The following is a 20,855-nucleotide window of genomic DNA, read 5'->3' as shown; positions in this document are numbered from 1 at the left end:
TTTTTCAAATCACTCAAAACAAATTAATATGAAAACATTATGGAAACTGGCTACTTGCGCAGCCGTAGTATTATTATCATTCAGTATGTATTCCTGTGGCGATGATGACGAAGACTCCATCGGATCAGTAGACGAATTAGTAGGAATGTGGGAAGTCGTCGAACATAGCGGATATGAAATAGAAGATGGCGAACGCGAAGAGGACAATCCATCATACTATGTCGGCAGACGATATGAACTGAAATCTGATATGACCTTCAATAGTTACTCCAAAGGAAGCAGTAACCCTAGTGAAACCGGTAAATGGGAGTTAAAAAACGGCTCTGTCCATCTTATCTTCTATTATCCGAATGACGGTGGATACGATTATGAGGATCCGGATATTATGAAAATTGTAGAGATATCCGCTGACAAACTTGTATGGGAATATCATTGGAAAGAAACCGGATGGGAATTATACGAAAAAGAGACTCTGAAGAAAATCGCTCAATAAGCAACGTATCCATTCCAGGCGGATACCACATGAATAGACATATCTTGTTCTTTCCATTCGGCTTCTGTCTATACTGGAACGGTAGTATCTTATATTTTCTTTCACAAGTGAATTCCGTAATCTGTTTTTAGTCTTTCTTTCTTAGAAAGAAATAAGCAAAAGTTTCTTTCCTGCAAAGAAACGAGGGCAAAAAGTAAATCAGCAAATGGAATATTAGCAAACAATATATCAGGAAGTTCTCTTGGCATACAAGCAGCTATTAGCTATCATACAGGCTATTAAAATATGCCGCATAGAGTATTAACACCTGTCGTCTCAGGTATTAACACTTAATATATAGGCTGTTAATACCTGAGACGACAAGTATTAACAGCCTAAAAACAAGGTATTTTATACCAAAAAACAAGTTTAATAAGCCACCGTCAACGGTGTGCGTACTTTCTGTGCATATTGGGACATATATTCATTCCAGGCTTCTGCCGTCTTGATAGCAGCTTTATCCCACGCAGATCCCCAGTAATAAGTATATTCCGAACCCGGTTCATATTCGCTGACAGCCAGCACGTGACCATCGGCCCCACCACGTTCTTTCTTTTCCTTCTCTTGGAAAAGAACTACCTTAGCATCCTTCACCTGTGCAGGGAACGCAGCACCAACAAAGATTTTGCCGTTTCCACCACTACGGTCGGTTGTAGGATCGACATAAGTGATATAGCCATTCGCAGCATCCGCCATCGTTACTCCATCCGGTTCGCGCAAAACCAATCCTGTAGCCACAGGCATTGTTTCTTTCAGATTGGTGTACGAAATCACCGCTTTGTTCAAATACGAGCCTGCATCCAGCGAAATTACACGCGTTTCCACCACACCGGAATCTCCACGAACCACCAGGGGATTAAATTCCAGCTTCACAGTAAAACGCAACGGACCATTATCAAGGATTTCCTGTGTACGATAGCAGTAAGGATAGACAATCGTATCACCCTCCATCAAAGCCGATGTACCGCAGCCCAACGTAGGACCTACCGCATAGCAATCCATTCCGTAACCATGATCAACGTGATAAGAGATGGCACGTTGAAGTTCGGCAGCCGCCTTGGGATCCGTTTTCTTCAGTTCGGCAATCTTCGCACGCTTCTCCGGATTGAGCTCTTCGGCATAAAGAGCTTCCAAGATCGGTTCGGTAGTATTATACTTCGTGAAAAGGTCATAACCGAATCCACGCTCGTTTCTTGCCTGCAAAGCAGGACCATACGCACGAAAACCTACCAAGTCATTCTCCCAAGCAAGGTCATCAAGACGCTCGGGGTAATATTTACCGCAAGCAATCACATTAAAGGCTTCCGGAGCACCCGGCTGAATGGTATAAGTAGCCGTACCATTAGCTTTCACCGTAGCCGGGAAAATAACCTTTTCATCGTATGTCACCTGATAGGGAACCTGCTGTCCGTCCGCATCAAGCACTACAATCTGTGCCGTGTCCGCCAGTTTCAACTTCGCAACCACATCACTCATCGGTACTTCCACCATCTCCCCTGTACGCTCTAAAGCCAAAGGATTGGTCACTGTAACCGTCATTGCCTGTTTGCTGTTAGTACAGGAAGCAACTCCCATCAAGACTGCAGCAACCAGAATTAATATCTTCTTCATGATTAATCTACATTGAATGAATAATAAAAAGATAAGGTGACAGACGAAAAGAGGAAGCTCTTTACCATTCTATCACCTTATCGGAATATCTCGTTATCTCACTATTATTTCGGTTGTTTTCCGATATAAGCAAGGATACCACCGTCTACGTAAAGGATATGACCGTTGACAGCGTTAGAAGCTTCAGAAGCAAGGAATACGGCAGGACCTGTCAGTTCTTCCGGATTCAGCCAACGACCGGCCGGAGTCTTAGCGCAGATGAACGAATCGAACGGGTGACGGCTTCCGTCTGCTTGCGGCTCACGCAGAGGAGCAGTTTGCGGAGTAGCGATGTAACCCGGGCCGATACCGTTACATTGGATGTTGTATTCACCATATTCAGAGCAGATATTGCGAGTCAGCATTTTCAGACCACCCTTAGCGGCAGCGTATGCAGATACAGTCTCACGTCCCAATTCAGACATCATAGAGCAGATGTTGATGATCTTACCTGCACGTTTCTCCATCATTGCGGGCAAAACAGCCTTAGAAACGATGAACGGGGCGTTCAGGTCGATGTCAATCACCTTACGGAAATCAGCGGCTTCCATTTCGTGCATAGGCACACGACGGATGATACCTGCATTATTAACAAGGATATCAACTGTACCTACTTCTTTCGCGATAGTGGCAACCATAGCCTGTACAGCCGGTTCGTCTGTTACATCACATACATAACCGTGAGCTTTGATACCTTTTGCAGCGTATGCAGCCATACCTTTGTCCACCAACTCCTGATTGATGTCGTTGAAACAAATAGTAGCACCTTGTTCTGCGAATGCAGAAGCGATTGCAAATCCGATACCGTAAGAAGCACCTGTAACGAGAGCTACTTTACCTTCCAAAGAAAAATTCAAAAACTGATTCATAATTTTTTGTTATTAAATTAGGAAAATTATTGTAGTTGTTTATTTCAAGTCTGTTATCAATGAGAAATCCTGATCTCCGTAGTCGAGGTTCTCGCCGCCCATGCCCCAGATAAAGGTATAATTGTGGGTAGCGGCAGCCGAGTGGATAGACCATTCGGGTGAAAGAACCGCCTGATCGCCTTTCATCCATACATGGCGCGTTTCGTCCACTTCGCCCATAAAGTGACAGATAGCATGGTCTTCGGGAATTTCAAAGTAGAAATAAGCCTCCATACGACGACTGTGTACGTGAGCAGGCATGGTATTCCATACACTTCCCGGAGCAAGTTCCGTCATACCCATCTGCAATTGGCAGGTAGGAAGCACCTGATTCACCAGCATTTTATTGATGTTACGATGATTGGACCCTTCCAGAGAACCCATCTCGGCAACGACTGCATCGGCTTTCGTCACTTTGCGGTCAGGATAGTTGCGGTGTGCAGTCAGCGAGTTGAAGTAGAACTTAGCCGGATGGGCAGCGTCCTTACTTTCAAAGGTCACCTCACGATCACCCGAACCCAGATAAAGGGCTTCTTTATAATCAAGTTCAAATACCGCATCGCCTGCTTTTACAATACCGGGACCTCCCACATTGAAGATACCCATTTCACGGCGGGTCAGGAAGAACGGAGCTTTCAATGGATCAATCGCTTCAAGCTTCAGCACCTCACCAACAGGAAGCGCGCCACCTACCACCATACGGTCGTACATGGAATACACCATATTTACTTCATTGGGGACAAATATCTTTTCGATTAAAAAATCTCTACGGATTCTTGCGGTATCATAACTTTTTGCATCTTCGGGATGCGCAGCATAGCGAATTTCATAGTTCGTTTTCATACTTTATTTATTTATAGTTATTGAATAAGCCTCTCTGCTAAATGCACGTCGTTTACGTACACGATGCAAAAATAGCAAAAGAAAACGGGTTAACATTACAATTTTGTTCCAATTATCCATCAAAAATGTCCAGAAACGTTGCAATGTACACTTTTTTAACGAACTATAATACGTTTCGGAGATTTTTTTTACTTAAAGCGAACTACAAAAAACCCCGCAAAACATTTACTTTTGCGGGGCTTTGTATCTTCTAAACTGTTACTTTGTTGGACTACCAAGATTCGAACTTGGACAAACAGAACCAAAACCTGTTGTGCTACCATTACACCATAGTCCAAACTTATGCGCTTTCTGTTAAAAAGCGGTGCAAAGATAGAGGTTTGCAAGCAAACCTCCAAATATTTCATTCATTTTTTTACTTTGCTACCTAATAAATAATGAGCTATTACTTTGCAATCAGCAAATAATAGTTCTTTTTACCGCGCTGAACAAGCAGATATTTCTCATCAAGCAGGTCGGCTGTCGTAATTACCTGGTCAAAAGCCGCCAGCTTTTCTTTATTCAACGAAACGCCTCCGCCTTGAACCAACTTACGCATTTCACCTTTCGAAGCAAATACAGCCGCATTATCAACGAATAAGTCAACAGCTTTCACACCTTCCGCCAATGCATCACGGGAAATCTCAAATTGAGGCACTCCTTCGAATACAGCAAGCAGCGTATCCTCATCCAATTTACGCAACGCTTCCGAAGTTGCATTACCAAACAAAATGTTTGATGCATCCACTGCCGCGTTATAATCTTCTTCGGAATGAACCATTACGGTAACTTCCTTAGCTAGACGTTTCTGAAGGATACGCAAGTGCGGAGCTGCCTGATGTTCTGCAATCAGAGCTTCTATTTCTTCCTTCTCGATGGAAGTGAAAATCTTGATATAACGTTCTGCGTCAGAGTCGCTTACATTCAGCCAAAATTGGTAGAACTTGTAAGGAGACGTATAACGGGGATCCAACCAGATATTCCCGGATTCCGTCTTACCGAACTTACCACCGTCAGCTTTTGTAATCAACGGACAAGTCAGCGCAAAAACCTCTCCTCCATTCGTACGACGAATCAATTCGGCACCGGTAGTGATATTACCCCATTGGTCGGAACCGCCCATTTGCAGCTTACATCCCTTTGTCTCATATAAGTGGAGGAAATCATATCCTTGAAGTAGCTGATAAGTAAACTCGGTAAATGACAGTCCGTCACGTGCCTCACCGTTCAGACGACGCTTTACAGAGTCTTTTGCCATCATATAGTTCACTGTGATATGCTTACCTACCTCGCGAACAAAATCAAGGAAGCTGAAATCTTTCATCCAGTCATAGTTGTTCACCAGTTCGGCACGGTTAGGCACCTCCGACTCGAAGTCGAGGAACTTGGCAAGCTGTTTCTTAATACATGCCTGATTGTGACGCAATGTCTCTTCATCCAGCAGGTTACGTTCCGCTGATTTTCCCGAAGGGTCACCAATCATACCTGTAGCGCCACCGATCAATGCCAACGGTTTATGACCGCAGCGTTGGAAATGACGAAGAATCATCACTCCACAAAGGTGACCAATGTGTAGCGAATCGGCAGTCGGGTCGATACCCAAATAGGCAGTCACCTGCTCTTTGCTTAACAACTCTTCCGTTCCCGGCATGATGTCCTGCAACATGCCACGCCATCTCAATTCTTCTACAAAATTCATCGTATTACTCTTTAATTATTAGGTTTTTATTCTATTTCAATTCCGTGAGGGGCAAAAGTACGACTCTTTCTCGGAAGATACAACTCTTATGCCCTAAAAAAGATATTTTGAATGTTCCGTCGGATTGTTTCGCGCAGCGTTTCCACTTCTACCCCACGCACTTGAGCCGCCCGATACAGAATATCCTCAATATCAAGCTCACTATCGTCCGTCTCCAGAAACAGACGGTCATCGGGTACCACTCTCATCGCTTCATCCGAATAAAATTCTCCGAAAGACAGATACAATCCTTTGTCCAGCATTTGTTTCGCCTGTTCGGGCTTTCCCCTGAAACCATGCCATATCCAAGCCTGCTTGGGTTGAAATTCTTTTTTCACAGCCAGTATCTTATCCGCCATTCTCACATTGTGAAGAATCAGCGGCAAATCATATTCCAGCGACATAAATATCTCAAATTGCAATGCTACCATTTGCTCATTTATGGAAGCCCCTTTCAATTTGTCCAGGCCACATTCCCCTATGGCAACAATATGCTCATCAGGCAAGTGATCAATAACAAAATCCGAGTGCCGTTTCAAGTTACCCGGCTTCAGTTCCCAGGGATGAATGCCGACAGAATAGTAATACCCGTCCTGAAGAGGTGTCCCCGCTGACTGCCGATAATTGATAATAGCTTTACCACCGGACTGGATCTCTCCCTTATGGGTATGAATATCCAAAATGGCATTGGCAACGTTTATATTGTTCTCTCTCATTATTGTTTTTTTATTTATATGATTAAGGCACGGGGTCATAACCGGAGCCACCCCACGGGTGACATCTCAGAATACGCCGCACAGTCAGATACAGCCCTTTTACAGGTCCATGTTTCTTAATCGCCTCGACCGCATAGGCCGAACAAGTCGGTGTAAACCGGCAAGAAGGAGGAGTTAACGGTGAAATACAAGCCCGATAAAAATAGATAGGGATAAGCAGCAAGAATGAAAACACTCTCTGCAGCATGTCTTTTACGAATATCCAGCTGACAGATATTCGGGAGCCATGAAATTTCATGAGGATAGTTTTTCAGAGATGCGCGAAAGCGCTATTTTCATCTTCTCTTCCAATTCGGCAGTCGCTGTAAGCTCGTCCGACAGATAGATAAAGGCGATTGCCAAATGCTGTTCCCGGCCTTGCAGACATTCCAACAGGATGGATTTATTCTTCCGGTAAGCCTCGCGTATCTGACGTTTCACCCGATTGCGCTTTACCGCCCGCTTGAAACGTCGTTTCGACACGCTGATCAGTATGGAAGCCGAAGCCTCGCCTTGTTCGACAGGCATATATACAACGCGTATCGGAAAGATGGAAAACGACTTTGAAACACCGCCTTCAAACATCTTTCCGATCAAAATCTTACTATTCAGCCTTTCGGCCTTACACAAAGTATATATACCCACTCTGTTTATTTATTGTTTTCTTTGATAAACATATCAAGTGCGGCAGTCATTGACGGAGCCTGCACCGTAGGAGCTTCAAGATCCAAACGAAGACCGGCGTCACGTACAGCCTGTGCGGTAGTGGAACCGAAAGTTCCGATCTTAATCTCTTTCTGATTAAAATCAGGGAAGTTCTTCTTCAACGAAGTCACTCCCGCAGGACTGAAGAACACTAACATATCATAATCAAACTCTTCATCCGGTGTAAAATCATTGCTGACCGTACGATACATCACAGCTTCCGTATGCTGTATACCATTCTTGTCGAGCAAATTCTTCACATCGTCATTATGCACGTCCGACATAGGGACGAAATATTTCTCCGTTTTATGCTTCACAATCGAAGGAATCAAGTCTTCAATCTTTCCCGTAGCTCCGAAGAATATTTTACGTTTGCGATATTGCACATATTTCTGGATGTACAACGCAACGGCTTCCGTCACACAGAAATACTTCATCGTTTCGGGAATCGTCACACGTAACTCGGTACATAAATTAAAGAAATGGTCAATAGCATGACGAGAAGTGAATATAACGGCAGTGTGGTCGAGAATCGAAATTTTCTGTTGCCGAAATTCTTTCGCCGAAAGACTTTCAACCTTGATAAACGGCCGGAAATCTATTTTTACGCCATACTTCTCTGCTATGTCGTAATAGGGAGATTTCTCTGACGCAGGCTTAGGCTGCGAAACTAGTACTTTTTTAATTTTCAACGTCCTAAAATTTTATTAGCAATACATCATTAATTTGAACCATACCTTGATAGAGTAGCAGACAAGGTACTATTTCAAGAGCGCAAAAGTACAAAATTAATAGGAAAAGGTCGCCAAATTGATGAAAAAAAAGCTTTATCCACTTATAAAACATCAATATTTTAGTGAAAATTAGAATAATTGAACCGATTATAATCAAATTGATAAAACTCAAGTCAAAATAAACGAGAAAAAGTACGAATGGGAAAAGGGCAAATCCTACATAATATATGAGTGCAGAATAAGATTCCAGCCACATATTTGTCCTGTTTTTATCAAAGAAAGTCCACCCCAGAAACATATAGAGCAACCATTTCAGTAAGAAATAAACAAGGCAAAAGCCGACATAGATTCCCAACAATAGGAGAGAGGATACATGCTCCATCAAGGCAGGGCACATATCATGAAAATAATTGAAGAAAGTGATGCCTGCCAACACACAGGTTTGCAACACAAGCACAAGCAGATAACGTACATCAGCCGCCGTAGAGCTATCGAAAATACTTGTCCGTTCGCGATGCAACACAAAATCTTTCACTTGCTGAGAAAGAAATTTCTTTCCTTTAGCCAGAGCAATGGACGAAAGGAAAAAGCAAGCCAACAGAGTCAGAGCAATAGCATCATCCGTACGGGGAGAATAGGAGATAGGAATGCCTTCAATGCCCGAAGTAAATAGTTCCACAATCATATAGCCGCAAATTTACGAATGGAAATATCCCATACAGGAGTCTCATAGAGCAATCTCAACGCTTCTTCGGGTGTCTGTGCCACTTTCCATATATCTCCATGCTGTTGACGCATAAAATTCTCGTCAATCGCCTTCCCAAGCATTTCCAGCAATGGATCAAAGAAACCGTTTACATTGAGAATAATAATAGGATTGAGATACAGTCCCAATTGCTTCCAGGTAATAATCTCCAGCAGTTCTTCCAGCGTACCGCAACCACCGGGCAGCGCAATAATGCCGTCACTCAGATTTGCCATCTTCTGTTTCCGTTCATGCATGGACTCCACTTCAATCAGCTCCGTCAATCCCGTGTGCTGCCAGTTCTGCTCTACCATAAAACGAGGAATCACTCCCGTCACTTCCCCACCATTCTTCAATACCGCATCCGCAACGGCACGCATCAAGCCGATACTACCTGCCCCGTTAATCAATCGGATATGATGTTCAGCAAGCAAACCGCCCAATTCTTCGGCTGCTTTAAAATACACAGGATTTATCTTGGTGCTGGAAGCGCTATATACGCATACGGAATGTATCTGGTTCATTGCTACGATTTATTGTATCACCCTGCAAAATTACGAAAAAAAACAAAGGCCGCAACCTCAATTCCCGGAAAAGGAAAATGAAATCGCGGCTCTTATCAAACAAGTCAAGCTCGGTTTCAGACTATTTACAGACCGAAAGCGGCTTTAATTTTATCTACATAGTCGAGTTTCTCCCATGTAAAGAGTTCAACGTCTACCGTCTTGTCTCCTTCATAGCGGGAGAAGAACTTCTTCGTTACCACCTGCGGTTCGCGCCCCATGTGACCGTATGCAGCCGTTTCCTGATAAATAGGATTACGAAGTTTCAGGCGCTCCTCGATAGCCTTCGGGCGAAGGTCGAACAGTTGGTCGATCACACGGGCAATCTCACCGTCGGTCATGTTCACGTGAGAACGGCCGTAAGTATCTACAAAAATATTGATCGGACGAGCCACGCCGATAGCATAACTCACCTGTACGAGCATTTCATCCGCTACCCCTGCCGCAACCATATTCTTAGCGATATGACGCGCCGCATAAGCTGCGCTGCGGTCCACCTTGCTAGGGTCTTTTCCTGAGAAAGCGCCACCACCGTGAGCACCTTTACCGCCATACGTATCAACGATAATCTTACGTCCTGTCAAACCGGTATCTCCGTGAGGACCACCGATTACAAACTTTCCGGTAGGATTGACATGATAGATAATTTTATCATTGAACAGCGCCAACACCTTATCATGATGAATGGAAGCAATCACACGAGGCATCAGAATCTCGATCACATCACGACGGATGATAGACAACATCTCTTCGTCAGCCTTCAGCTGGGCAGCCTGCGAATCATCTTCCGGCTGGATAAAGTCATCGTGCTGCGTAGAAACAACAATTGTATCAATACGAACAGGAGTTCCGTTGTCGTCATATTCGATAGTCACCTGGCTTTTTGCATCGGGACGAAGGTAAGTCATCACCTTTCCTTCACGACGGATATCAGCCAGCACTTGCAGAATGCGGTGTGCCAGATCAAGAGAAAGCGGCATATAGTTTTCCGTTTCATTGGTAGCATAACCGAACATCATACCCTGGTCGCCCGCACCCTGTTCCATCGGATCCTGACGTTCCACACCACGGTTGATATCGGGGCTCTGCTCATGAATGGCGGAAAGCACACCGCAAGAGTTACTTTCGAACATGTACTCTCCTTTGGTATAGCCGATTTTCTTAATTACCTCACGTGCGATGAGCTGGAGATCAACGTACGCTTTTGTTTTCACTTCACCCGCTAGCACCACTTGTCCGGTAGTCACTAGTGTTTCGCAAGCTACTTTCGAACTGGGGTCGTAAGCCAACAGTTTGTCAAGCACGGCATCCGATATCTGATCGGCTACCTTGTCGGGGTGTCCTTCTGACACCGATTCGGATGTAAATAAGTATCCCATCTTTTTAAATTAAGAATTAAAAATTGAAAATTAAAAAATGAGAGAGAGCAGGAGAGGTGAGTGCTGCAAGGATTAAACCGCAAAGCGTCGGTAAGACGTGTTTTAGCATTTTTTTCCGTGGTTGCAAGCTACTCAAATCTGTCCACACTTTCATTTCGGGTGCAAAGATAAAGAGATTTCGGAGATAATGAGTATCTTTGACCCGTATTTAACACATAAATAGATTTAAAATGATTCTAAATAAGAAATTAAAAACGCTCTTAGTCCTGGCGCTTTATATAGGCTTTACGATTGCCATCTATGCCATTGTCTGCCATTTCATTGACAGACCGTTCCAGGAGATTCATCTGCTGTATGCAATATTGATAGGCTGCATTGCCTATTTGCCGGTATTTATTGCGGAGAAAAAGAAGAAATAAGTTCCCGCATCGTCTTCCCCAATACCGGATGTACCAGTTCCGGAGCTATTTCCACCAACGGTTTCATCACGAAGTCACGTTCCGTCATCAGCGGGTGGGGGAGATTCAATTCCGCCCCGGACGGAGTGACTGCAGAGAGAATCAGATCCTCATAAAGCAACAGGTCAATATCAATCAGGCGGTCGCTATAAGCGCCATTGACCGACTTCTTCGTGCGTCCCAATTCGCGTTCAATCGACTGCGTTTTCTGCAACACATCCAAAGGAGACAGTTCCGTTTCCACACAAGCCGCCGCATTCAGGAAACTATTCTCAGAGGTAAAGCCCCAAGGGGCAGTTATGTAAAAAGCAGACAGGGAAACGACTTTCCCTATCTGCTCTTCTATTTTTTGCACGGCAACCTTAAGATTCTGTTCTTTATCTCCCAAGTTAGTGCCGAGTCCTACATACACTTTCGCCATTATTTATCCAGAATCAGCATTGCATCTCCATACGTACCGAAGCGGTAACCTTCTTTCAGCGCTACATGATAAGCATCCATCACCTGTTCATAACCGCCAAAGGCAGCTACAATCATCAGCAAGGTAGAAAGCGGCATATGGAAGTTGGAAATCATTGAATTGGCTACGGTGAATTCATACGGAGGGAAGATAAACTTATTAGTCCAACCCTCAAATTCCTTCAGATGTCCGTCCGTGCTGACCGCACTTTCAATCGCGCGCATCACTGTCGTACCTACCGCACACACATTCTTTCCATTATCTTTCGCACGGTTGACAGTCTTCACAGCCGCTTCATCCACAAACATCTGTTCCGAATCCATCTTATGCTTTGTTAGGTCTTCCACATCGATATCGCGGAAGTTGCCCAAACCGGCGTGCAGAGTGATGTAAGCAAAGTCCACTCCTTTGATCTCCAAACGCTTCATCAACTCACGGCTGAAATGCAGGCTGGCAGTCGGGGCAGTCACCGCACCTTCGTTCTTCGCAAAGATAGACTGGAAACGCTCCGCATCTTCCGGCTCTACCGGACGGTTGATAATCGTATGGGGCAGGGGAGTCTCGCCCAATTCATATAAAGCTTTCTTGAACTCGTCATGAGGTCCGTCATAAAGGAAACGGAGCGTACGGCCACGCGAAGTAGTATTGTCAATCACCTCAGCCACCATCGAATCGTCCGGTCCGAAATACAGCTTATTACCGATACGGATTTTACGGGCCGGATCCACCAACACGTCCCACAGGCGTAGTTCCTCATTCAACTCACGCAACAAGAACACTTCGATACGGGCACCAGTCTTCTCCTTGTTACCATACAAACGAGCCGGAAATACCTTTGTATCGTTGAATATAAACACATCCTTATCATCAAAATACTCCAGAACTTCCTTGAACATCTTGTGCTCAATCTTACCTGTATTACGATGCAATACCATCAAACGCGATTCATCCCTATACTTCGTCGGGTGCAACGCGATCTTGTCTTCGGGTAACTTAAATTTGAATTGTGATAATTTCATATCTATTCCTTATTACGTTAATTATTTTCTTCCTCATTTTCTATTTCCTGCCGGTCTATCCACTCTTTAAAGTGTTCAGGGTCCAGACAGTCTTCCAGACGGACATCGCCCACACGTGTACGAATCAATCCCGTCAGATGCGCTCCGCTGTGGAGTGCTTCGCCAATGTCGCGTGCCAACGCACGGATATACGTTCCCTTGCTGCATACCACACGAATCCGAATCATCGGCTCCGGTGTCTCCAGACAGCATTCCAGCAATTCAATCTCGTCGATAACAAGCTGCTTCGCCTTTAGTTCGACTTCCTCGCCTTTCCGTGCCAACTCATAAGCACGTTTTCCATCCACCATGCAGGCGGAGAAGGCAGGGGGAACCTGTTCTATCGTACCTATAAAATGTGTCAACACTTCTTCCACCATCTCCCGCGTGATATGTCCGGTAGGGTAGGTGGCATCTATCTCGTGTTCCAGATCGTACGACGGCGTAGTAGCCCCCAGCCGGAGCGTGGCGATATACTCCTTCGTATGATATTGAAACTCTTCTATCCTCTTCGTGGCCTTACCCGTACATACTATCATCACCCCCGTTGCAAGAGGATCCAGCGTACCGGCGTGCCCGACTTTCAGTTTTTTCACTCCTATCCGGCGACAGATATGATAGCGGGCATGTCCCACTACTTTAAATGAAGTCCACCCGAGAGGTTTATTAAAAAACAGTACTTCTCCTTTTTTAAAATTCATCAGCCTTTATTTATAACTCATCCGCTTCTGTTACAACTCATCCAAAGCCCATCAGCCTATTTGCAGATTATATCCCATCAACAACATCACCAGAATAGCTCCACCCACGATAATCCGGTACCAGCCGAATGCCTTAAAGCCATATTTGGTCACGAAGTTTATAAAGAACTTTATAGCAAGCAAAGCGACGATAAAAGCCACTACATTACCAATGATAAGTGCCGGCATATTATTCATCAGTACTTCAGTCCCTCCATCCAGAAAGAGTTTCAGCACCTTATATCCGGTTGCCGCAAACATCGTCGGCACCGCCAGGAAAAACGAAAACTCGGCTGCTTCCTTACGTGTCAGTTTCTGCGCCATACCGCCCACAATGGTAGCCATCGAACGCGAAACGCCCGGTATCATGGCAATACACTGAAACAAGCCGATATTGAATGCTTTCTTCTCTGTCAGCACCGTATCTTCACTTCCTTTCGTGAATATTCTGTCGCAAAACAACATGAACACTCCGCCAATCACCAGCATAACGGCCACCACCGTCACACTCTCCAACAATTCATCTATCTTATCACTGAATAAGAAGCCCAATATAGCCGCAGGGATAAAAGCGACCAACAGCTTCCAATAGAAATCGAACCGATGCAGCAAACGCTTCAGCCAGGAAGTACCGGCAGGCACCGGAGTGTTGTTCAACCGGAAGAACCGTTTCCAATAAAGGCAGACAACCGAAAGAATCGCGCCAAACTGAATAATAACTGTGAAAGCCTTCACGAATTCCGTACTCTCTACTCCCAGTATGTTTTGTGTTATAATCATGTGTCCCGTAGAAGAAACCGGAAGAAACTCCGTCAATCCCTCCACAATAGCGATGATAATTGTTTCAAATGTAGTCAGATCCCCCATCTTTATTTCTCTGTCTTTTGAGTTTTAGGTTTGCGTAACACAGCGTATATCATAGACAAGAAGCCAAACAGGCAAACAGCAGGCGCTATTTTTATTCTACGTACACTGAAAATATCCGGTTCAAAGGCTGTTTCGGACGACGAAGGTCCCGCCATCAGCAGGAACCCGATGATAACAATCGCCATTCCTATTGCTAGCAAGATAAAGTTCACTTTATCAAAGGCAAATTTCTGCTTGTCAGACATAGTTTCAATTAAAAATTATAAATTAAAAATTATAAATTAAAGTCGCAAACGACGTGTCTCACTACCTCAACTTATTACTTATCACTCATTATCCGCTAAATATAGTACAGGCTGTTCGCCCTCATTCTCAGATATTTATTGATTGACACATAGGCGCAGAGCCATGTAATCACAATTCCAAACACCAATACGCTTGCACATACAATCAACATCACCTCGGGCGTGATGACCTGGAGCAGCTCCGGCTCGTATGTCACCGCCCAATAAGCAGTTCCCATCAATACCGTATCTGCCACAACCGCCGCCAACACTCCGCTCCACACATTCTTCCGGAGGAATGGGCCACGAATAAATCCCCAACTCGCACCTACCAGTTTCATGGTGTGAATGAGGAACCGCTTGGAGTAAATGGCCAGCCTTATCGTATTGTTTATCAATGCAAAAGAAATAAAGGTGAGCACTACTGCCAACGCCAGCAGCACCAGGCTGATATTCCGTATATTGTCATTCACTGCGTCAATCAGCTCCTTCCGATAGAGCACATCCTGTATGTTGGTATTCCTCTTGATTTTCTTCTCTATCTTCGCGATACTGTCGGAATTCGCATACTCGGAATGGAGCTTGATTTCGATAGAAGCGGTGAAAGGATTATAACCCAGAAACTCTTCGGGGTCAGTACCCATCGCCTCCGTCTGCTCTTTCAAAGCCTGCTTCTTAGAGATGTATTCGGACTCTTTCACGAAAGATTCGCCGTTCAGCTTCTTCTGAAGTTTCAGTATGTCGGCCTCCTTCATATCGTCACTGATAAGAATAGAGAAACTGATATTCTCACGAACATAGACGGAAAGATTGTGTGCCGTCAACACGAAAAAGACGACCAGTCCCAGCAACAGCAACACCAGTGTCGTACTGATACTCGACGTAATGAACTGCATGTCGAAAATCGAACCTGACTTATACTTGTTTTTATTTCCCATGCGTTATCTCTTTTTTCGGAATACGTAAATCATAGAACTGCTTCGTTCCTTTCGTCCCAAAGCGTTGAACCAAGCCAGCGCGCCTGCATACATCCCTTTCAGGAAACTACACGAACTGCCACGATGTTTCTCGCTCAGCATAGATACGTAAAACGCATCGAACGGCATCGGATGGCGTGCTGCCATAATAAAACCGTGACGGGAAGCCAACTGCTGTATAGTGCCCGGAGTAAAATGCCAAAGGTGACGGGGAACGTCGTATGCCGCCCAATATTCGCCATAACGCTTGGCGTCGTACGAAGAACAGTTGGGCACTGCCACAATCAATACTCCTTTTTCCGTCAGCATCTCACGGAGTCGTTCCCACACCTCACTGAGATGTTCCAAATGCTCCATCACGTGCCAAAGGGTAATGACATCAAAGCTATCGGGAGCAAACTCTTTCAGTGCCGGCTCCGGCTTTACGTCCAGATTGAAATGCGCTTTTGCAAATTCACGTGCCTGCGGACTTTTCTCTATCGCCTCCACTTTCCAACCACGACGTACCATCGTATCGGCAAAGTAACCGGTTCCCGTACCTATATCGAGCAAACGTCCCGTCTTGCGATGCGCTTCTCTGGCTACCAGACGCGCTTTGCGGCCCAGCATATAGGAACGTACGTAATGATAGATATTATTCATCGCGCCCTTGCGCGTATCAGTGTGGGAGATGTAATCGGGAGTCTCATAATACTTGCCTATCTCTGCTTCTACCGGAACTCCTTGCGTGAACGTAAAGCTGCAATCGTCACACGAATACAGCTCAAACTGTTCGCCCGAAGCATAAAAATCCGTACAAGTCATGACGCGTTTCAAGTGCGTACAGCCACACACCGGACAAGCATTTATACTGAGTTTCTCCATTAATCCTAAAACAAAATTAAGTGCTGCCTCAATGCAAGAAGCAACACTATACCCTAATTTGGTGCAAAGAAACAAATAAAATGTGATGGATTGGGCTTTCGTTAAGGACTTTTAATAGAAATCAGAAATATAAACCCTGCATGATTTTGCTAAATCTTGAGAGATAAAATGATAAAGCAGCCTGTTGGGAGAAAGAAGTATACCAGTAAATACTAATCCTCCTGCGGTTGTTTATCGGTTGACATACTTTCCTAGTCAGATATAAGCCGCATTATTAAATTGTTTATGCGGCTTACTTAATATAATCATGCGCCTTGTTTAATGTATTTTTCCGGCAATTAGTATTCGTTTGACGTACATGAACCATTCGGTTCACCTGCGAGAACCGGAAAGTCTACGTACGTCATCCGAATGCTTCACATACGTGAAACGGGAACGTAGTGCCTACAAAACATATTAGTAGTGCCTTGTTGTATGTTAAGCCTACCGGGTTTTGTTTTAATTCCCACACCATATGCAGAGAACATAGCCGTCCAACAACAACTTTACCGGAAGGAAAACACTGCGAAAACGCAATCTTACGGTCAAAAAGGGCATTCTTAATATAAAGAAATTAATGGTCAGATTATAAACCAAGCTATTAGTAATCAGATATATAAATTGCATAGTAGTAATAAATAAGGTGATAATAGGAAAGACGAAGCTTTCTATTATCACCTTATTATCACTGGCTATTGTCACTAAATTGCATTTGATTATCAGAGAATTAAGTCTGAAAAGTGACAAGTGATAATAAAAAGAGAATTTTAAAACTCTATGAGAGGTCAGCGTTGCAACACACTCCTTTCAGTGTAGCCGAACTAGCTTCCGTGATACGTACGTTCACGAAGTCGCCGACACGATGTGTGCCCCGATCGAACACTACGACACGGTTCTGTTCCGTACGGCCGAACAACTGGTCACGCGAGCGCTTGGAGACTCCTTCCACAAGGACTTCGTACGTCTTTCCGATACAACGCTGGTTGGACTCGGCGGACAGACGGTTCTGCAAGGCGATAATCTCGTTGAGGCGACGCACTTTCACCTCTTCGGGCACATTGTCTTCAAGATGTTTCGAGGCATACGTCCCCGGACGTTCAGAATATTTAAACATGAAAGCCGCATCGTATCCGCACTCTTCCATCAAAGAGAGCGACATGGCGTGATCTTCCTCCGTCTCGGAATGAAAACCGGAGAAAATATCCGTTGTCAGTCCACAGTCGGGGATGATACGTTTGATAGCCGCCACCCGGTCCAGATACCATTCGCGGGTATACTTGCGGTTCATCAGCTTCAGAATGCGGGAACTACCGCTCTGCACAGGCAAGTGGATATGCTTGCACACATTGGGAACCTGTGCGATTACTTCAAGCGTTTCGTCGCTCATATCCTTCGGATGGGAGGTCGTGAAACGGATACGTACACCCGGAGCCGCCTCCGCCACAGTACGCAGCAACATCGGGAAAGTGACTGTCTCGCCCGTCGGTTTCTCAAAACGGTAGGAGTTGACGTTCTGCCCCAGCAATGTCACCTCCTTATAACCTTTCGCCACCAGGTCAGCCACTTCGTTCAGGATACTCTCTACATCACGGCTACGCTCGCGCCCGCGAGTATAGGGCACGATACAGTAGGTACAGAAGTTGTTGCAACCGCGCATGATGGACACGAATCCGGAAATATGGTTGCCGCAGATACGCGACGGAATCACATCCCGATAAGTCTCGGTAGTGGAAAGTTCCACATTGATCGCCTTCTCTCCGGCTTCTACGGCGGCAATCAGATCGGGCAATGTCAGATAAGCGTCCGGCCCCACCACGAGGTCTACGTGATGATTCGTTATCAGATCGTCCTTCACCCGCTCGGCCATACATCCCAGTACGCCCACAATCAAGTGTTTTTTCTTTTTCTTCAACGAATGGAAGAACTCCAGACGGTTCAGGATTTTCTGCTCCGCATTGTCACGGATAGAACAAGTGTTCATAAACACGGCATCGGCCTCCTCAAGCGTTTCCGCCACAGAGTAACCGGCCATTTGCATCACTGAGGCAATCACCTCGCTGTCGGCCACATTCATCTGGCAGCCGTAAGTCTCGATAAACAGCTTTTTGCTGTCATCAGCAGTTGCGGATTTAAAGTCCGCTCCCGTTAATTCGTTCATACTCAAATCTAAATTAAAAATTCGGCTGCAAAGATACGGCTTCGCTTTTAATAAGATACAAATCAGCGCGAAAATAACACCAAAACTTACGATTAAGTCACATAACTTGTAATTAATGTTAATGGAATAAACATTTTCCGGCAGTATTCTTGGCAATTTTAATTTTATTTTTCACATTTGTGCAATGAAAGAAACATTAGATTTTTTCATAGTTAAGGTTTAGGTTAAAAAAATTAAGGGGAGCTGTGAAGCTGCCCTTTTTTCATACTGAAAAGTTATCCTGAATCAGATTTAATACGTAACTTTGGCAGATAACTAAATAGCAGTGAAACACAATGGAAGATTTCTTAAAATTTCTCTTGATAGCAGGCGTCATTCTTGTGGGAATATTTAAAGAGGTGAATAAGAATAAAAAGCCCGGCAAACGCCCCGTTTCCCCTATGCCATCGTCCGACGAAATAAAACCGGACGCAGTTCCTATGCCCGAAGCGTGGAGTAACCCCAAACGGAAAAAGAAACGGGAAGAAATATCCGTAGCCGCCTCCATAGCGAACAGCGCCGCACAAGACAAACGCAATATCCGGCAAAACTCCCAATACAACGCTCCCGACGAGTCGTCGCCCGGCAACGAACAGGATTTCGCAATCCGCTCGGCGGAAGAAGCCCGACGCGCCATTATTTGGGGAGAAATTCTTCAACGAAAATATTAAGCGATAATTAACCCTGAAATATCAACTGTATTTTAACACGAAATTGTACTATTTATGCCACTAAATCGTATCTCGGCAGCGGAAGCTGCAAGCCTGATCAAACATGGCTACAACATCGGCCTTAGCGGATTTACTCCCGCCGGAACGGCCAAGGCTGTCACAGCCGAACTCGCAAAAATCGCTGAAGCGGAACACGCGAAAGGAAACCCGTTTCAAGTAGGAATTTTTACAGGTGCATCTACCGGAGAATCTTGTGACGGCATACTATCACGTGCCAAAGCCATCCGTTACCGCGCTCCTTACACTACCAACGCCGATTTCCGCAAGGCTGTGAACAACGGAGAAATTGCCTACAACGACATACATCTTTCACAGATGGCGCAGGAGGTGCGCTACGGATTCATGGGCAAAGTGAACGTTGCCATCATCGAAGCTTGCGAGGTGACTCCGGACGGAAAGATCTACCTGACTGCCGCCGGCGGTATCGCCCCGACCATCTGTCGCCTGGCAGACCGGATTATTATCGAGCTGAACAGTGCGCACAGTAAATCCGGTATGGGACTGCACGACGTATACGAACCTCTGGATCCTCCTTATCGTCGCGAGATTCCGATCTACAAGCCGAGTGACCGCATCGGACTGCCGTACGTGCAGGTAGATCCGAAAAAGATTGTCGGTGTGGTGGAAACCAACTGGCCGGACGAAGCCCGTTCTTTCGCCGCTGCCGATCCGCTGACCGACAAAATCGGGCAGAACGTGGCCGACTTCCTTGCTGCGGATATGAAACGCGGTATCATTCCGGCTACATTCCTTCCGTTGCAGTCGGGCGTGGGAAACATCGCTAACGCCGTACTCGGCGCATTGGGACGCGACAAAACAATTCCCCCTTTCGAAATGTACACTGAGGTGATTCAGAACTCCGTGATCGGTCTGATCCGCGAAGGACGTATCAAGTTCGGCAGCGCCTGCTCACTGACTGTCACTAACGACTGCCTTGAAGGTATTTACAACGATATGGATTTCTTCCGCGACAAGCTGGTGCTCCGTCCGTCGGAAATATCAAACAGCCCCGAAGTGGTTCGCCGTCTCGGTGTAATTTCCATCAATACGGCTATCGAGGCGGATATTTACGGTAACGTGAACTCTACCCACATCGGTGGCACGAAGATGATGAACGGTATCGGCGGCTCGGGCGACTTTACCCGCAACGCTTATATCTCTATCTTCACTTGTCCGTCTGTGGCTAAGGAAGGCAAGATCAGCGCTATCGTCCCGATGGTGTCTCACCTCGACCACAGCGAGCATTCTGTAAATATCATCATCACCGAACAGGGTGTTGCCGACCTTCGTGGCAAGAGTCCGAAAGAACGTGCGCAGGCTATCATCGAGAATTGTGCGCATCCCGACTACAAACAGTTGCTTTGGGATTATCTCAAACTGGCCGGCGGCAAAGCCCAGACTCCACACGCCATCCAAGCTGCACTCGGAATGCACACGGAACTGGCTAAGAGCGGTGATATGAAGAATACGAACTGGGCTGAATACGCAAAATAAATAGAATATAGGATTTACAGTATTCTGGGCCAAATAGATATAATTGTATTCTCTGGTAAACAAAATCCGGTTATTTTTGTTTATTAGAGAATACA

At 45.3% G+C, this 20,855-nt stretch carries 24 protein-coding genes and 1 tRNA gene; 4 read left to right on the top strand and 21 right to left on the bottom strand.

The genetic code is table 11. The features are described 5' to 3' along the window. Positions 1 to 28: 28 nt before the first annotated feature. Positions 29 to 493, top strand: a complete 465-nt coding sequence (locus GD630_RS16175) for a lipocalin-like domain-containing protein (protein ID WP_143867221.1) — start codon at positions 29 to 31, stop codon at positions 491 to 493. 101 nt (positions 494 to 594) lie between these two features. On the opposite strand, the gene GD630_RS16170 is transcribed toward GD630_RS16175, so the two are convergent. From GD630_RS16170 to metK, 13 genes are all read right to left on the bottom strand, one after another. Continuing rightward, a complete protein-coding gene (locus GD630_RS16170; RefSeq protein ID WP_153260237.1) occupies positions 595 to 741 on the bottom strand; it encodes a hypothetical protein in 147 nt (48 codons plus the stop codon). Positions 742 to 901: 160 nt separating this feature from the next. Then, positions 902 to 2,143 (bottom strand): DUF4861 domain-containing protein, encoded by a 1,242-nt coding sequence (locus tag GD630_RS16165; protein ID WP_143867222.1) that lies wholly within the window; start codon positions 2,141 to 2,143, stop codon positions 902 to 904. A 104-nt stretch (positions 2,144 to 2,247) separates the two neighbouring features. Continuing rightward, complete coding sequence (locus tag GD630_RS16160; protein ID WP_007757062.1) at positions 2,248 to 3,051, bottom strand: gluconate 5-dehydrogenase; 804 nt, start codon at positions 3,049 to 3,051, stop codon at positions 2,248 to 2,250. A 39-nt stretch (positions 3,052 to 3,090) separates the two neighbouring features. Beyond that, positions 3,091 to 3,933 (bottom strand): 5-dehydro-4-deoxy-D-glucuronate isomerase, encoded by an 843-nt coding sequence (gene kduI, locus GD630_RS16155; RefSeq protein WP_143867225.1) that lies wholly within the window; start codon positions 3,931 to 3,933, stop codon positions 3,091 to 3,093. Between the two features lie 266 nt (positions 3,934 to 4,199). After that, positions 4,200 to 4,270, bottom strand: a tRNA-Gln gene (locus tag GD630_RS16150). A 108-nt stretch (positions 4,271 to 4,378) separates the two neighbouring features. Next, positions 4,379 to 5,671, bottom strand: coding sequence for a tyrosine--tRNA ligase (gene tyrS, locus GD630_RS16145; RefSeq protein WP_143867229.1), 1,293 nt, complete (start codon positions 5,669 to 5,671; stop codon positions 4,379 to 4,381). Between the two features lie 86 nt (positions 5,672 to 5,757). Further along, the gene (locus tag GD630_RS16140; protein ID WP_143867231.1) at positions 5,758 to 6,426 is read right to left on the bottom strand and encodes a TatD family hydrolase; all 669 of its coding nucleotides are present in this window, start codon (positions 6,424 to 6,426) and stop codon (positions 5,758 to 5,760) included. A gap of 22 nt (positions 6,427 to 6,448) precedes the next feature. Continuing rightward, positions 6,449 to 6,673, bottom strand: coding sequence for a membrane protein insertion efficiency factor YidD (gene yidD / locus GD630_RS16135; protein ID WP_373139083.1), 225 nt, complete (start codon positions 6,671 to 6,673; stop codon positions 6,449 to 6,451). A gap of 47 nt (positions 6,674 to 6,720) precedes the next feature. Further along, positions 6,721 to 7,110, bottom strand: coding sequence for a ribonuclease P protein component (rnpA, locus tag GD630_RS16130; protein WP_143867234.1), 390 nt, complete (start codon positions 7,108 to 7,110; stop codon positions 6,721 to 6,723). A gap of 5 nt (positions 7,111 to 7,115) precedes the next feature. Next, complete coding sequence (locus GD630_RS16125) at positions 7,116 to 7,862, bottom strand: uroporphyrinogen-III synthase (protein WP_143867236.1); 747 nt, start codon at positions 7,860 to 7,862, stop codon at positions 7,116 to 7,118. A 4-nt stretch (positions 7,863 to 7,866) separates the two neighbouring features. Then, entirely contained in the window at positions 7,867 to 8,589 is a 723-nt protein-coding gene (locus GD630_RS16120) for a DUF4271 domain-containing protein (RefSeq protein ID WP_143867239.1), read from the bottom strand. Next, positions 8,586 to 9,173, bottom strand: a complete 588-nt coding sequence (locus GD630_RS16115) for an LOG family protein (RefSeq protein ID WP_143867241.1) — start codon at positions 9,171 to 9,173, stop codon at positions 8,586 to 8,588. Before GD630_RS16115 ends, GD630_RS16120 begins: the two co-directional genes overlap by 4 nt. 125 nt (positions 9,174 to 9,298) lie before the next feature. Then, positions 9,299 to 10,591, bottom strand: a complete 1,293-nt coding sequence (gene metK / locus GD630_RS16110) for a methionine adenosyltransferase (protein WP_007762720.1) — start codon at positions 10,589 to 10,591, stop codon at positions 9,299 to 9,301. A 230-nt stretch (positions 10,592 to 10,821) separates the two neighbouring features. Between metK and GD630_RS16105 the strand changes: the two genes are divergently transcribed. Continuing rightward, positions 10,822 to 11,010: a hypothetical protein gene (locus tag GD630_RS16105; protein ID WP_007757207.1), complete on the top strand. Its 189-nt coding sequence runs from the start codon at positions 10,822 to 10,824 to the stop codon at positions 11,008 to 11,010. Here GD630_RS16105 and folK read toward each other — a convergent pair. From folK to miaB, 8 genes are all read right to left on the bottom strand, one after another. After that, positions 10,985 to 11,470 (bottom strand): 2-amino-4-hydroxy-6-hydroxymethyldihydropteridine diphosphokinase, encoded by a 486-nt coding sequence (folK, locus tag GD630_RS16100; protein ID WP_143867243.1) that lies wholly within the window; start codon positions 11,468 to 11,470, stop codon positions 10,985 to 10,987. The two genes, GD630_RS16105 and folK, sit on opposite strands and share 26 nt — an antisense overlap. Further along, entirely contained in the window at positions 11,470 to 12,528 is a 1,059-nt protein-coding gene (gene queA / locus GD630_RS16095) for a tRNA preQ1(34) S-adenosylmethionine ribosyltransferase-isomerase QueA (protein ID WP_007762712.1), read from the bottom strand. The genes folK and queA overlap by 1 nt, the downstream gene beginning before the upstream one ends. Positions 12,529 to 12,545: 17 nt before the next feature. Further along, positions 12,546 to 13,268 (bottom strand): tRNA pseudouridine(55) synthase TruB, encoded by a 723-nt coding sequence (gene truB, locus GD630_RS16090; protein WP_143867246.1) that lies wholly within the window; start codon positions 13,266 to 13,268, stop codon positions 12,546 to 12,548. A gap of 51 nt (positions 13,269 to 13,319) precedes the next feature. Beyond that, complete coding sequence (locus tag GD630_RS16085; RefSeq protein WP_143867248.1) at positions 13,320 to 14,174, bottom strand: undecaprenyl-diphosphate phosphatase; 855 nt, start codon at positions 14,172 to 14,174, stop codon at positions 13,320 to 13,322. A gap of 2 nt (positions 14,175 to 14,176) precedes the next feature. Further along, the gene (locus GD630_RS16080) at positions 14,177 to 14,419 is read right to left on the bottom strand and encodes a DUF3098 domain-containing protein (RefSeq protein WP_007757194.1); all 243 of its coding nucleotides are present in this window, start codon (positions 14,417 to 14,419) and stop codon (positions 14,177 to 14,179) included. Between the two features lie 95 nt (positions 14,420 to 14,514). After that, positions 14,515 to 15,396 (bottom strand): cell division protein FtsX, encoded by an 882-nt coding sequence (locus GD630_RS16075; protein WP_143867252.1) that lies wholly within the window; start codon positions 15,394 to 15,396, stop codon positions 14,515 to 14,517. Positions 15,397 to 15,399: 3 nt separating this feature from the next. Further along, entirely contained in the window at positions 15,400 to 16,299 is a 900-nt protein-coding gene (locus GD630_RS16070) for a class I SAM-dependent methyltransferase (RefSeq protein ID WP_143867256.1), read from the bottom strand. Between the two features lie 814 nt (positions 16,300 to 17,113). After that, positions 17,114 to 18,496 (bottom strand): tRNA (N6-isopentenyl adenosine(37)-C2)-methylthiotransferase MiaB, encoded by a 1,383-nt coding sequence (gene miaB / locus GD630_RS16065; protein WP_017142689.1) that lies wholly within the window; start codon positions 18,494 to 18,496, stop codon positions 17,114 to 17,116. Between the two features lie 335 nt (positions 18,497 to 18,831). Here miaB and GD630_RS16060 point away from each other — a divergent pair, with 335 nt between their 5' ends. Further along, entirely contained in the window at positions 18,832 to 19,206 is a 375-nt protein-coding gene (locus GD630_RS16060) for a ferrichrome ABC transporter substrate-binding protein (protein ID WP_143867259.1), read from the top strand. Between the two features lie 54 nt (positions 19,207 to 19,260). Next, positions 19,261 to 20,760, top strand: coding sequence for an acetyl-CoA hydrolase/transferase family protein (locus GD630_RS16055; protein WP_143867262.1), 1,500 nt, complete (start codon positions 19,261 to 19,263; stop codon positions 20,758 to 20,760). Positions 20,761 to 20,855: the final 95 nt, after the last annotated feature.

The organism is Bacteroides zhangwenhongii (assembly GCF_009193325.2).
GTDB classification, from domain to species: domain Bacteria; phylum Bacteroidota; class Bacteroidia; order Bacteroidales; family Bacteroidaceae; genus Bacteroides; species Bacteroides zhangwenhongii.
This window is presented reverse-complemented; position numbering and strand designations above follow the sequence as displayed.